Here is a 12,290-nt window from a genome sequence, read left to right as displayed (position 1 = left end):
AGCGAGACATAAGTCTTCGCTTTTTTTGTTTTCTTTTATTTTGATGAATCAGTTGTTTCTTTAGTTGAAGATTCTTTTGTTGAATCAGTTGATTTTGTGTCAGAACTCTTTGTTGAAGCTGTAGTTTCACTTGAGTCTTTCGTACTTGATGAAGTTGTTGTGAATGCACTCAACACATTTTCAAAGGCATCATCTTTGATTTTTACATTTGCATCTTTTAATTCTTCACCGATTACTTTAGTTGTGAATGCATTGTCACTTAGTTTAATTTCAGTAGCGATATCTTTTAGTTGATCTTTGTATTTATCCATGTCATTGCCTTTATTTTGGTTTTTCACCATTTTGACAACGTAGTATTCTGTCGCATAAGAAGTAGGATTTGTTGTAGTAATAACATCGGAGATCTCACCGTCTTTCAATTTGAAAGCTGCTTCTTTTACTTCTGCAGGAATAGTTGTTGTCGTTGAGTCGAATTTAACTTTACCGCCATCTTCTTTTGTCTCTGTATCAGTTGATTTGTCTTTGGCTAATTTAGAGAAATCATCTCCATCATCCGCTGATTTTTTCACATCTTTTGCTTCATCTTCACTTGATAATTTGATGATTTGTGCTTCTACTTCTGGATGGAAAGATTTCCAAGCAGTTTTCAAATCGTCATCTGTAATATCTACGTGAGCTTTCAAGCCAGCTTCAAAAGCTAAATTGTTACGAATATATTCTTTATAAGTATCTTTCGTATATCCAGCAGCTTCTAATTGTGATTCAAAAGTATCACCTAATGATTTCGCTTGTTTGTCGTATTCTGCATCCACTTGCTTATCGGTTACTTTATCGCCATATTTGTTATTGAATACTTTATAAATGATCATCCGTTGTACTAAGGATTGGTTCGATGATTCAAGTTTTGCTTCATCATAGAAATCAGATACAGTGATCGTTCCGCCTTTCATCGTTGCGATATCTTTATTAGTATCGCCTGAACAAGCTGCTAGAGTTAAAACAGCCAACGCACTAGTAGCTGCCAAAATAATTGATTTTTTTTTCATTAAAATTTGCACTCCTGTAATTAGTTATTATTTTTATATATTAACTATACCATATCCCATTTCCTTTAAAAACGTTGTCGTGGTAGTTTCAAACAAAATTCAAAATTTCATCACATTCCTAGGAATTACGCAAACTTTTCTCACTTATATAGTTAAATCTGTTGAGAAAATAATCATTATTATATTTGTTCAGTATACTCTGGCAGATCAGCTTTTAGTTTTTCTACTTGTTCATTGATTTGTGTGATACGTGGTTCAGCTTGGAATTTAAAATCTTCGATATCTTTTTTGATTGCTTCTTGGAAAGCAGGGATCACAGATTCAGCTGTTTCTTTTGTTTCGATCAATGCGCTTTTAAAATGATTCAGGCTGTTATTTAAATCGTTTGTCAGAGTTGCTGCTTCTTCCAATTCTTCGATCAGTTTCTTTCTTGTTTCATTCCCGCTCCTGGGCGCCAATAACAGACCTCCGACAGTGCCAGCAGCAACTCCAAATAACAGTCCTTTGAAAAAGTTTTTAATCATCGCAGGACACCTGCTTTACGATTGTTTCTTGAACAGCTTTTAGTTCTTCCGATCCATAACTATCTTGATGATTGCCAAAGTGAATAGAAAAATCATCCTCTTTGCTGTAGCGAGGGACTAAATGGATATGTGAATGAAAAACAGATTGATAGGCTAGTTCACGGTTGTTATTCAAGATATTAAGACCTTTCATTTCTGGAAAAGCTTTTTCCAATGCTTGAGCAATCTTAGGCACACGTGAAAAAACCTCTCCTGCAAGTTCGGGATCATATTCAAAAATATCTGCTACATGACGTTTAGGCACAACTAATGTGTGTCCTTTCGTTGCTTGAGAGATGTCTAAAAAAGCATAGACCTTGTCGTCTTCATATATTTTATAGCTTGGGATTTCTTGATTGATGATTTTGCAAAAAATACAGTTTTCCATATAAAACATCCTTTCTATAAAGAATAAATACTTCAGCTTAACTTTACCATAAGTTAAAGCTATTGTAAGGAAAAAAACAAAATACCGTCATTTTCTTCGTGGTATAATAAATAAAAATAAATGGCGGAGGAAAAAGAATGAGTTTAATTATCGATCATGTCACAGGGGGGTACGGACATCTCCCTGTGTTAAAAGATATCAGTTTCGATGTACAGCCTGGAGAGATAGTAGGGTTGATTGGACTGAACGGAGCAGGGAAAAGTACGACCATCAAGCACATTATCGGTCTGCTGGAAGCTTCAAAAGGAACGATAGAAATCAATCATCTATCCTTAAAGAAAAATACGGAAGAATATCGCAAACAAATTGGGTATATTCCAGAGACTCCTTCTTTATATGAAGAATTGACATTGAGAGAACATATAGAAGTCACTGCGATGGCCTACGATATACCTATGGATACAGCAATGAAAAGAGCAGAAAAGTTGTTGGAGACTTTTCGGTTATCTAATCGTCTTGACTGGTTCCCAGCTAATTTTTCAAAGGGAATGAAACAGAAAGTGATGATCTTATGCGCCTTTTTGATCGAGCCTTCTTTATATATCATCGACGAACCATTTTTAGGCTTGGATCCACTAGCTATCAATGCATTGCTTGAATTGATGGTAGAAATGAAAAAAGAAGGAGCCGGTATTTTGATGTCTACGCATATTTTAGCTACTGCAGAAAAATATTGTGATCGTTTTGTGGTCTTACATAACGGAGAGATACGAGCAGACGGTTCTCTTGAGATGTTGAGAAAAGAATTTCAGCTGCCGGATTCTTCTTTGGACGAAATCTATATTGCTTTAACAAAGGAGAAGGTACATGAGTAGTTTTTTTCAAAAACGTTTAGCAAGACATCAAAAGAAAATGATGAAATATATGCGTTATGTATTGAACGATCATTTTGTTTTAGTTTGTCTTTTCTTGATTGGCGGTGTGGGATTATATTATTCTAATTGGTTGAAAACCCTGCAGCCACCGTTTGCAATTGGAGGGCTCATAATCTCTGTATTTTGGATGCTCTGTTTATTCGTGGGTAAGATGGCTACTTTTGCAGAGGCAGCAGATATTGTTTTTTTACTTCCTAAAGAAAAAGAAATGCAAACCTATTTGGAACGAGCTTTTCGCTATTCTTGCATTTTTCCGTTGATCTTTTTGATATTGGCATGCGGATTGGCCATGCCATTAGTGGTGGTTAGTACGGAGCAATCCTTTTCGATGTTTTTCGTCTATCTGATCATATTATGGAGTTTGAAATTCAGTCATCTGCAAATCAAGAGAGCAGAATTGTTTCGACTAGATCAACAAGTTATTCGTTATTGGAAATTAGGCTGGTTTTTTTCTTCTCTGATCTTTTTGTTTCTATCATTTTATTGGCTGATATGGGCAGGAATAGCAGGTGCATTAGTACAGGCAAGTCTATATTACTGGTTTTTGTGGAAGCAACAAGAAAAAGGATTGGATTGGGAGAAAATGGTGCATGTAGAAGAACATAGGTTGCATCAGATCTATCAATTTATCAATTTATTCACAGATGTTCCTGAAATTACGGCAAAGATCAAAAGAAGACGCTATTTGGATCCTATATTGACTCATATTAAAAGAGAATCAAAAAACACTTATCTTTACTTGTTTGCAAGAAGATTGGCAAGAGGTTCTGATTTTAGTGGTCTTTATTTCCGATTAGTAATTATAGGTGGGTTATTGATTGCCGGAGTAGTCGACTTTTATTTTAGTCTGATTATCGGTTTCTTATTTTTATATTTGATCGGTTTCCAACTGTTACCTTTAGCGAACCAGTTCCGCTATATGGTTCTCATTCAGCTTTATCCAATCCATAAGAATCAGAAGAAGCAGGCGATTCAGCATCTACTCACATGGGTATTAATTATCGCGTCGGTTATTTTTGGTTTGATTGCTGCAGTCGTATTAGATGGGCAGCAGCGATGGGTTCCGCTAGCGGCTTATTTGATTGTTACTATGCTCTTTGTTAAACTATATGTACCAACTCGTTTGAAGAAGATGTCAGACTGAAAACAAAGCTGTGTAGGGTAAAAATGAGAATGAAAAATAGAGCGTTGACAGTAAGAATGCTGTTCGTTCTATTTTTTTTGAGAAAAGCTGGTTTTTTGAATGGCAATTAAATGAAAAAGAACGTATATGTGCTTGACGTGTAGTGTTCAGGCGACTAGAATAATAAGTACTGCAAAACAAAGAGTAAGAGGACGGGAGAATGCATGATGGAGTTTCAGTTAGACCAAGAGTGGCGGTTACGTCCCATCAAAGGCGACACAGGAAAAACATACATAGGCATGCGTGATGAGGACAAAGTCTTTATTAAACGAAACACGACTCCGATGTTGGCTGCTCTTTCAAGGGAAGGAATTACACCAAAACTTGTTTGGACAAAACGAACGGGGAATGGCGATACTTTGACAGCACAAGAGTGGCTGGAAGGTCGCTTGCTGACTCCTAATGAGATTGGTCAAAGAAACGACGTGATTGATGTTTTGTACCATTTACATCATTCAAATTCTCTTAAAACCATGCTGACCCGTATCGGTGGTCGTGTCATGACGCCGGAGAAGATGCTGCAAAAATATGAAAAAGAATTACCGGAAGAACTCCAGAAAAATCAATTTCTGCAAATTGTCCATCGTTTTCTTCGTGAGCAGATCCCGTCAATAGATAAGGAAAACTTATCAGTAGTACACGGAGATGTAAACCATCGTAATTGGTTAGTATGTAAAAATTATTTATATCTAGTCGATTGGGATTCAATCATGTTTGCAGACCCTGCGGTGGATATTGCAACGATTTTAGGAAATTATGTGCCACTGTCTAGCTGGAATCAGTGGCTGATCAGTTATGGCATACGCCCGACTGACGAAATGCTTGAAAAATTTCATTGGTATGCGGCCATGAATTTGCTCCAAGAAATCACCAGATATTGCAAACGTGAAGATCATCGACGGATGAACGAAGAAATTTTACAATTAAAACGAATTTTCAGTGGCTGAGGTTTGGCCCAAACTCTGCGGAGATTTGGCCAGACCTTTTTAATTAGAGGAAAGGAATGGAGATAAATAATGCGTGTCCGAAATCGTCCGGGAGCAGCGGAAATGTTAGCGGCTCACCCGAATTTTGTAATTAGTGATCCAACATTGTGGAAGGGAAAATGGAATGAATTGTTTGAAAACGATCATCCAATCCACATTGAGATTGGTATGGGGAAAGGCCAGTTCATCACTGGAATGGCAAAAGCCCATCCTGAAATCAATTATATTGGAGTAGAAATGCAGGTCAGTGTTGTTTCGATTGCACTAGACAAGTTGATCGAACAACCGCTTCCTAACCTGAAACTTCTACATGTGGATGGATCAGCGTTGACAAAGTATTTCGCTGACAGCGAAGTAGATCAAATCTATCTGAATTTTTCCGATCCATGGCCAAAAAAACGTCATGAAAAACGGCGATTGACATATAAGACTTTTCTTGCTGTAGATGAACAGATTCTTCGTCCAAATGGAGAAATCCATTTCAAAACAGATAATCAAGGATTGTTTGAGTATTCTCTGGCAAGTTTTTCTCAATATGGCATGATCCTCAAACAGGTATGGTTAGATTTACATCAAAGTCAATTTGAAGGCAATATTATGACGGAGTATGAAGAAAAATTTTCTTCAAAAGGTCAACGTATTTATCGAGTAGAAGCTCAATTTCAAGATAAGACCAAAAAGAAAAGTCTGCGAAACTAACTTTCTGCTTTCATAAAAACATTAATATCCATAAATAAATCCCAGAAAATGAACATTACAGATGTAATGTATTTTCTGGGATTTATTTGATTTAAAATGTATTTATTTCATCGGTTTTTCCACAAGGTGGAATCAATTGGAAGCGAGAAAATGAAAATAATCCTTTGTCGGTGATCTTCAATTCGGGTATGACAGATAATGTTAAGAAAGAAAGTGTCAAAAAAGGATCAAAGGTTTTAGCTGCTCCTAGTTGATGTGCTTTAGTTATTAATTCATTCAACTGTTCATAGACGATTGAAAAAGGTTCCTGTGTCATGATTCCGCCTATAGGAAGAGAAACACAAGCTATTTCCTGCTGTTTGTTGACAACGGTCATCCCGCCACCTTTTTGAATCAAAAGATTAGCAGCATACAGCATATCCTCGTCGTTTGTCCCAACGACAACTAGATTATGCGAGTCATGGGCAATCGTTGTCGCTATCGCTCCTTGTTTCAGCTGAAATCCTTTCACTATGCCTAATCCAATGTTTCCCGTTTGATGGTGACGCTCGATCACCGCAATCTTTAATTGGTCTTTTTCGATTGAAGGAATGAATCGTTCGCCTTGTCGGTCCACTTTTTCTACCAAATCTTTAGTCACTAGACTATTCGGGATAATTTCGATCACATGGACTTGTGAAGAAGAAAGAAGCAGCTCTAACGAATGTGGATTTAATGGTTGAGCGTTTAGTTTTGGCAGACAACACGTATATGAATTTGAATGATCAGCAAATAAATGGTCTTGGAGTTGCCCAGATTGAACAACTAATGTTCCCTTATAGAAAACTTCATGAATTGGCAGCTTGGTAAGATCGTCTGTTAAGAAGAAATCAGCTTGATACCCAGGGGCAATCGCACCTAGTGTTTTCAAATCAAAACATTCTGCTGCATTCAATGTTGCCATCTGAATGGCTTGTAATGGATCGATTCCAAGTGCAATAGCTTGACGGACGATATGATCGATTGATCCTTCTTTTACTAAATCATTGATCAGTTTATCATCGGTGACAAAGAAGCATCTTCTTGAATTTTCAGGTGTGATCGCCGGTAGTAGCGATGCCAGATCTTTTGCAACGGTCCCTTCTCGAACCATTAAATACATACCAAGATCCAAACGTTCTTTAGCTTCTTTTGCAGTTGTAGCTTCATGATCCGTCCGAATACCTGCTGCAGGATAAACATTTAACTCTTCCATGCCGATACCAGCTGCATGCCCGTCAATTTTTTTCTTATGCTGGTGCATCAATTGGATCTTTTCTAGGATGTCTGTTTCATTATTTGCTACTGCTTGATAGTTCATGACTTCAGCTAAGCCTAAAACTTCGGGTTTTTGTAAAAAAGGGGCTAATTTTTTTGCATTTAAATTTGCACCATTGGTCTCAAAAGGGGTTACAGGTACACAAGAAGGTAGCATAAAAAAGATATTCATGAGTGTTTGTCTTGCATCTTCTATCATAAACTCAAGACCTGTACTCCCAGCAATGTTTCCTATTTCATGGGGATCTGTCACTACAGTAGTAACTCCATGAAGCAAGGATACTTTTGAAAATTCGCTTGGTGATAAAAGTGAGCTTTCGATATGCACATGGCCATCGATGAATCCTGGCACTAGATATTGCCCATTAGCATTATGTACGCTTTTTCCTTCGTATTCACCGATTCCTACGATCACTCCTTCGCAGATTGCTACATCTTTTTCCATGATTTCTTTCGTAAAGACGTTGACGATCTTAGCATGCTTGATCACTAGGTCAGCAGGCTTTTTTTTACTTGCTACTTCGATATATTTCCTTAATGTTGTTTCCAATGGAGTGCCTCCCAAGATAAATTTTTATAAGTATAACATAAATTCGGCTTTTGCCAATATTTTTTTGTAAATTCATTTTATTTGAAACAAAAAGATCAAAAAGACGTATGTTTTTTGTGGAGGGGAGAATAATGGAAATAAAACGATTATCGGATCAAATGATAAGTGAAAGTTTTGCCAAACATGCCCAAGACGTATATATATTGCCAGCTTCAGAAGTATTTTACATCTATTTTCGCTATGAAAAAAAACGAACATTCTGGAAGAAAGTCTCTTCGGCAGATGGACAGCAACTGATCTCAAGATTTAAGTATTTGGGACAGATGGATATCGGAGAAAAAAGAAAAGCTCAGTTAGGTGCACTTACTTATTCTTTAGAAAAACAGGAAGTTCGTCTGCGGTTGTCTTCTGTAGGAGATTACCTTCAACGAGAGAGTTTAGTGATTCGGCTATTATACGGTACTTTTGAAACACCCCATCGTTGCTTTAGTTCTCGAGATTTTGCAACTATTTTACAGAAAACCGTCAGACGTGGATTATACCTTTTCAGCGGACCAGTCGGATCAGGCAAGACTTCTCTAATATATCGGTTGGCTTTGGAAGAAAAATTGCAAGTGATTACTATCGAAGATCCTGTAGAGATAGAAGAACCGTTTTTTCTGCAGCTACAGATCAATCCGAAAATAGCACAGACTTATGATACACTTTTGAAACTCGCATTACGGCATCGTCCAGACTTGCTAATCATTGGCGAGATAAGAGATGAATCAACTGCACATGCTGCGGTAAGAGCAGCACTAACAGGGCACCGGGTTTTTGCAACCGTACATGCACGCAATCTTGAAGGTACATTGGTCAGAATCCATGAACTGACAAAGAAAAAAGAAGAGCTATCTGAATGTTTAGCTGGTGTCATTTATCAAGAACTTTTGGAAGATGCCAATCACCATCCTTCTGTTTTATGGAGTTATCAATTTATGGAGGAAGAATCAGTAAAAAAATCATGGGAGGAAAGTTATGAAGAAGCTCAGGAAAATATTTGGCAGTCAGAACTATTCTAAAGGATTAACAAGAAGCCAGCAAAACCAGTTTGCACAAACCATGGGAGAACTGCTTTTATCTGGTTTTAGTCTGCAAGAATCCCTTTATTTATTACTCACGATCCGTTCGTTTCCACCTGTTATTTTGGCAAATATCCAACATCAGCTAAAGGAAGGGCAAGCGTTTAGTGAGGTACTTTCGCAAATAGGATATGGAGCAGAGCAACTGGTACAGATCGAGTTAGCTGAACGTCATGGGAATCTGCCGACAACTTTGTTGGAAATTGCCAAACAGTTTCGGCTTGTTGAAGGATTTCGCAATGATTTGAAAAAGCTGCTTGCATATCCGATGCTATTGCTCACCTTTTTGCTAGGTATCTTGTTTAGTATGCGGTTGTTCGTTTTGCCTCAGCTTATTGGTTCAGGAATGGTCATGCAAGAGCATTGGGGGATTCAGCTGATACAAGTCTTTCATTGGTATATTCTACTATTCATCCTAGCGGTTACTCTATTGGCTTTACTAGTAAGGTATCGTCTGATGAAGTTGTCTCCTGTTGATCAGAGTGAATGGATAAGCAGACAATTATTGATTGGACCGATATATTCCTTGTATCAATCGGCTTATTTGTCACTAGAGATTGGAAAGCTTTTTCATGAAGGTTTCGAATTAAGGCAAATCATAGTCTGCTTAAAGGAAACGAAACAAGAAAGTCTGATTCAGCATCTTGCCTCTAAGTTGATTCAAGGATTGGAGGCAGGTATGTCATTGGCTGAGCAGTTCCAGAATTATCGTTTTCTATCAGAAGAATTCAGTAAAATTGTTTTACAGGGAGAGGCAAAGGGAAGTTTAGGTAAAGAACTGATTTTTTACAGCGAATGGACAAGAAAACAGCTTTTCAAACGTCTTCATCACTGGATGCATTTTATTCAGCCAATCATTTTTTTGGGCGTAGCGGCTTTGATTTTATTAGTTTATGCCGCTGTTTTATTACCTGTTTACGGAAGCATAGAGGAGGTTTTGCCATGAAAAAGAGAAAAATATCTTATTATAGCGGTTTTACATTGATCGAAATGCTAATCGTCTTACTGATAATCAGTGTATTAGTGTTGTTGTTCGTCCCTAATTTGTCGCGTTATAGGAATCATGTAGACCAAAGAAAGTCGTGAAGCGATCATCCAGTTGGTAGACACACAAAAAGAGCTCTATGCGCTTCAAAATAATGGAAGAGTTCCTACTGTGGAGGAATTGTTGAATGAAGGCTATATCAAACGAGAACATGCAGAAATCTATCAGCGGCCTTGAAGGTAAGGTTTTAGCATCAGGATATACGTTGTTTGAATCACTCTTACTGATTTTATTACTTACAACGATCCTTTCTTTTCCAGTTCTCGCATTTTCTGCATGGAAGAATGAATTGGCAGTCTATCAATTTTTCGGCCAATTTGAAAAACGAATCTATTCTACGCAAAAAATCGCTATTGTGAATCAGATCCAAACAGGCTTTTATTGGAATAGTGAAGAGAATCAAATCATTTTTCATGTTCCGAATCCAGATAAAATAAATTGGGAAGTATTAGATATTCCTGATGAGATTACCTTGAAACGCCATGCTTCTATTACTTTTGCTGCTAGAACCGGGAATGAAAGTTCACTAAAAGCTTATCAATTTTATTGGGAAGAAAAAGAGCGGACGATTACGTATCAATTCCAGATAGGGAGTGGTCGCTATACAAAAAGAATTGAATAAAACAGGATTTGTTTTGTTGGAGTCCCTTACAGCGCTTATGATCGCTTCTGTCTGTGTCTACTTAGTGAGCTTTGGCCAGCTGTTTTTGCTTCAGGCAGAAAAGAAAAGTGGGGAGGAACTGCTATTTATTCGAATGATTTATGAAGATATCAAGACGCAGCGGATGTATCACAAAAGACCAGAGCGAAGGGAAGAAATGATCCCATACGATATCCAAATTGTCGATAATAATGGAGTAATCGAAAAAGTGTTTGTCAATATGGAGAAAGAAGCGATCAGTATTGAAAAAACAAGTAATTCCAGCATTTACGCTGATTGAATGTCTAATTGGACTGATGATATTGAGCAGTCTATTGCTCACATTCAATCTTTTGATTCAGCAAACCATCCAAGTAAGTGAATTTTTGCAGCGTAAAGATCAAAAAGAGTGGCTAATATTTTTAGCACAATTAGAAGAAGAACTCAAGAGCAGTCACAATGTCTCTGTGAAAAATCAGCAACTGCACTACACGATCGAGGATAAACAGTATATCATCGAAAGATATCAAGCAATGATACGTAAAAGAAGAACTTCCGGCGGACATCAACCTATGTTAACAAGTATCACTGAGCTTCAATTATTGGAAAAAGAACACACAATTTCTTTTTATGTACACTTTGAAAATGGAGAAGATGGATATGCCATATGGACAAAAAACGATCAGTAGAAAATGTTATAAGGGCTCTATTTTATTTTCTGTCTTGCTTTTATTTCTTTTATGTACGTTTTTATTGATGGCAGCATTAGAAAGCTACCGTTTGTCAATGGATCTTAATATACGAATCAAAAATTATTATATAGTTTGATTTGTCAAATTAAGCTAGACAAAATATCTTCATTCATGTAACTCATAAATACTTCCAGGGGTGTTTGATAATCCAAGGACTTTCGTGGAATATTGTTTCTCTTATTCGCCACTGAAGAGATAAAAGCTTGGTCGACTTGATTAAAATCCATGTTTTTTGGCAGACCATCTTTTCGCAGCAAGCCATTGGAATTTTCATTCAGTGCTCGTTGCGAAGGAGTCCCTGGATCAGCGAAATAAATAGCGATGTCATGTTGGTTACTTAAAGCCTTCCAATTAGAGAATTCTTTCCCACAATCAAAGGTAATGGATTTAAATAAATGTCTGGGAATCGATCCAAACCAGTGGTTCAGAGTATTCTCAATATCGATCGCCTTGCGCCCCTCGGGCTTCAAGGTGATGATGATTTTCGATAGACGTTCTACCAAAGTTATGACAGCACTCTTATGATGAATGCCTACAATGGTATCGCCTTCGATATGGCCGAACTCTTCTTTAAATGTCGGGTAATCAGTTTCTCTTTCAACGATATTCCGTTTAAAAGCCTGTTTTCCTCGGCGTTCTTGATGTCCATTTGGTTTCCGCTTACCCTTCATGGGCAAAGTCGATTCATCGAACACCTTTTCCTTGAACTGGCGATAAAGGGTTCTTACGGAACAGCTGATTGGTTTCTCTTTACGCCCAATGATAACGTCTGGCGTCCAGCCTTGGGCAATTTTTTCTTTAATGTAGGACTGTTGTTTCTTTGGCAAGACGATGTTTCGTCTGCCACACCGTTTCTTATTTTCTTTATACTGTTGGTAGTATTCGAGGGCCGTATGGCCTTCTTTCAAGAAATTAATGACGTTATAAATCGGTGTTCGAGATCGTTTCAGGTACTCAGCAATTTTCACAATTTTGATGTTTTGGTGGTAGTAAGACTCTATCATCACCAGTTCATCCGTGGTAAGATGGGTGTAGGTCATTCGTGATCACTCCTATGTTTTCTTTAGTCGGAATTACATTTTGAGT

14 protein-coding genes and 1 pseudogene are annotated in these 12,290 nt (G+C 37.5%); 10 read left to right on the top strand and 5 right to left on the bottom strand.

The features are described 5' to 3' along the window. Positions 1-35 precede the first annotated feature (35 nt). From RG571_RS05235 to RG571_RS05225, 3 genes are all read right to left on the bottom strand, one after another. Positions 36-1,046, bottom strand: a complete 1,011-nt coding sequence (locus RG571_RS05235; RefSeq protein WP_002319182.1) for a peptidylprolyl isomerase — start codon at positions 1,044-1,046, stop codon at positions 36-38. A 179-nt stretch (positions 1,047-1,225) separates the two neighbouring features. Continuing rightward, positions 1,226-1,570: a YtxH domain-containing protein gene (locus RG571_RS05230; protein WP_002319183.1), complete on the bottom strand. Its 345-nt coding sequence runs from the start codon at positions 1,568-1,570 to the stop codon at positions 1,226-1,228. After that, positions 1,563-1,997 (bottom strand): HIT family protein, encoded by a 435-nt coding sequence (locus RG571_RS05225; RefSeq protein ID WP_002319184.1) that lies wholly within the window; start codon positions 1,995-1,997, stop codon positions 1,563-1,565. Before RG571_RS05225 ends, RG571_RS05230 begins: the two co-directional genes overlap by 8 nt. Before the next feature lie 137 nt (positions 1,998-2,134). On the opposite strand from RG571_RS05225, the gene RG571_RS05220 reads away from it, so the two are divergent. The 4 genes from RG571_RS05220 to trmB all read left to right on the top strand — a co-directional run bounded on the left by RG571_RS05220 (position 2,135) and on the right by trmB (position 5,800). Further along, complete coding sequence (locus tag RG571_RS05220; protein ID WP_002319185.1) at positions 2,135-2,872, top strand: ABC transporter ATP-binding protein; 738 nt, start codon at positions 2,135-2,137, stop codon at positions 2,870-2,872. Then, complete coding sequence (locus RG571_RS05215; protein ID WP_131774244.1) at positions 2,865-4,076, top strand: ABC transporter permease; 1,212 nt, start codon at positions 2,865-2,867, stop codon at positions 4,074-4,076. The genes RG571_RS05220 and RG571_RS05215 overlap by 8 nt, the downstream gene beginning before the upstream one ends. A 203-nt stretch (positions 4,077-4,279) precedes the next feature. Then, positions 4,280-5,062, top strand: coding sequence for a phosphotransferase family protein (locus RG571_RS05210; RefSeq protein ID WP_002286194.1), 783 nt, complete (start codon positions 4,280-4,282; stop codon positions 5,060-5,062). Positions 5,063-5,131: 69 nt separating this feature from the next. Beyond that, the gene (trmB, locus tag RG571_RS05205; protein WP_002319186.1) at positions 5,132-5,800 is read left to right on the top strand and encodes a tRNA (guanosine(46)-N7)-methyltransferase TrmB; all 669 of its coding nucleotides are present in this window, start codon (positions 5,132-5,134) and stop codon (positions 5,798-5,800) included. A 91-nt stretch (positions 5,801-5,891) separates the two neighbouring features. Here the strand turns inward: trmB and ade are convergent, their stop codons facing one another. After that, the gene (gene ade / locus RG571_RS05200; protein ID WP_308947525.1) at positions 5,892-7,646 is read right to left on the bottom strand and encodes an adenine deaminase; all 1,755 of its coding nucleotides are present in this window, start codon (positions 7,644-7,646) and stop codon (positions 5,892-5,894) included. Between the two features lie 131 nt (positions 7,647-7,777). On the opposite strand from ade, the gene comGA reads away from it, so the two are divergent. The 6 genes and pseudogenes from comGA to comGF all read left to right on the top strand — a co-directional run bounded on the left by comGA (position 7,778) and on the right by comGF (position 11,141). Beyond that, positions 7,778-8,707: a competence type IV pilus ATPase ComGA gene (gene comGA / locus RG571_RS05195; protein ID WP_002339890.1), complete on the top strand. Its 930-nt coding sequence runs from the start codon at positions 7,778-7,780 to the stop codon at positions 8,705-8,707. Further along, positions 8,664-9,713 (top strand): competence type IV pilus assembly protein ComGB, encoded by a 1,050-nt coding sequence (gene comGB / locus RG571_RS05190; RefSeq protein ID WP_131774245.1) that lies wholly within the window; start codon positions 8,664-8,666, stop codon positions 9,711-9,713. The genes comGA and comGB overlap by 44 nt, the downstream gene beginning before the upstream one ends. Further along, a pseudogene (gene comGC, locus RG571_RS05185) lies at positions 9,710-9,989 on the top strand (competence type IV pilus major pilin ComGC). Before comGB ends, comGC begins: the two are co-directional and overlap by 4 nt. Beyond that, a complete protein-coding gene (gene comGD / locus RG571_RS05180) occupies positions 9,964-10,434 on the top strand; it encodes a competence type IV pilus minor pilin ComGD (protein ID WP_002317395.1) in 471 nt (156 codons plus the stop codon). The pseudogene comGC and the gene comGD overlap by 26 nt, the downstream one beginning before the upstream one ends. Beyond that, positions 10,406-10,753: a hypothetical protein gene (locus RG571_RS05175; RefSeq protein ID WP_002286177.1), complete on the top strand. Its 348-nt coding sequence runs from the start codon at positions 10,406-10,408 to the stop codon at positions 10,751-10,753. The genes comGD and RG571_RS05175 overlap by 29 nt, the downstream gene beginning before the upstream one ends. Then, entirely contained in the window at positions 10,716-11,141 is a 426-nt protein-coding gene (gene comGF, locus RG571_RS05170; RefSeq protein ID WP_002325315.1) for a competence type IV pilus minor pilin ComGF, read from the top strand. The genes RG571_RS05175 and comGF overlap by 38 nt, the downstream gene beginning before the upstream one ends. 143 nt (positions 11,142-11,284) lie before the next feature. Here comGF and RG571_RS05165 read toward each other — a convergent pair whose 3' ends face one another. After that, entirely contained in the window at positions 11,285-12,244 is a 960-nt protein-coding gene (locus RG571_RS05165) for an IS30-like element IS1252 family transposase (RefSeq protein ID WP_000222577.1), read from the bottom strand. Positions 12,245-12,290 lie beyond the last annotated feature (46 nt).

Source organism: Enterococcus sp. FR204, assembly GCF_031143325.1.
Classification (GTDB): Bacteria; Bacillota; Bacilli; order Lactobacillales; family Enterococcaceae; genus Enterococcus_B; species Enterococcus_B faecium.
Note: the sequence above shows the minus strand (reverse complement) of the source record. Positions and strands in the feature narration are given on the sequence as shown.

What these genes read in the sequence shown, in the direction of transcription:
- RG571_RS05230 (WP_002319183.1), bottom strand. Translation starts at nt 1,570, where the DNA reads ATGATTAAAAACTTTTTCAAAGGACTGTTATTTGGAGTTGCTGCTGGC.
- comGA (WP_002339890.1), top strand. Translation starts at nt 7,778, where the DNA reads ATGGAAATAAAACGATTATCGGATCAAATGATAAGTGAAAGTTTTGCC.
- comGD (WP_002317395.1), top strand. Translation starts at nt 9,964, where the DNA reads ATGCAGAAATCTATCAGCGGCCTTGAAGGTAAGGTTTTAGCATCAGGA.
- RG571_RS05215 (WP_131774244.1), top strand. Translation starts at nt 2,865, where the DNA reads ATGAGTAGTTTTTTTCAAAAACGTTTAGCAAGACATCAAAAGAAAATG.
- RG571_RS05165 (WP_000222577.1), bottom strand. Translation starts at nt 12,244, where the DNA reads ATGACCTACACCCATCTTACCACGGATGAACTGGTGATGATAGAGTCT.
- RG571_RS05220 (WP_002319185.1), top strand. Translation starts at nt 2,135, where the DNA reads ATGAGTTTAATTATCGATCATGTCACAGGGGGGTACGGACATCTCCCT.
- RG571_RS05210 (WP_002286194.1), top strand. Translation starts at nt 4,280, where the DNA reads ATGATGGAGTTTCAGTTAGACCAAGAGTGGCGGTTACGTCCCATCAAA.
- RG571_RS05235 (WP_002319182.1), bottom strand. Translation starts at nt 1,046, where the DNA reads ATGAAAAAAAAATCAATTATTTTGGCAGCTACTAGTGCGTTGGCTGTT.
- trmB (WP_002319186.1), top strand. Translation starts at nt 5,132, where the DNA reads ATGCGTGTCCGAAATCGTCCGGGAGCAGCGGAAATGTTAGCGGCTCAC.
- RG571_RS05225 (WP_002319184.1), bottom strand. Translation starts at nt 1,997, where the DNA reads ATGGAAAACTGTATTTTTTGCAAAATCATCAATCAAGAAATCCCAAGC.
- comGB (WP_131774245.1), top strand. Translation starts at nt 8,664, where the DNA reads ATGAAGAAGCTCAGGAAAATATTTGGCAGTCAGAACTATTCTAAAGGA.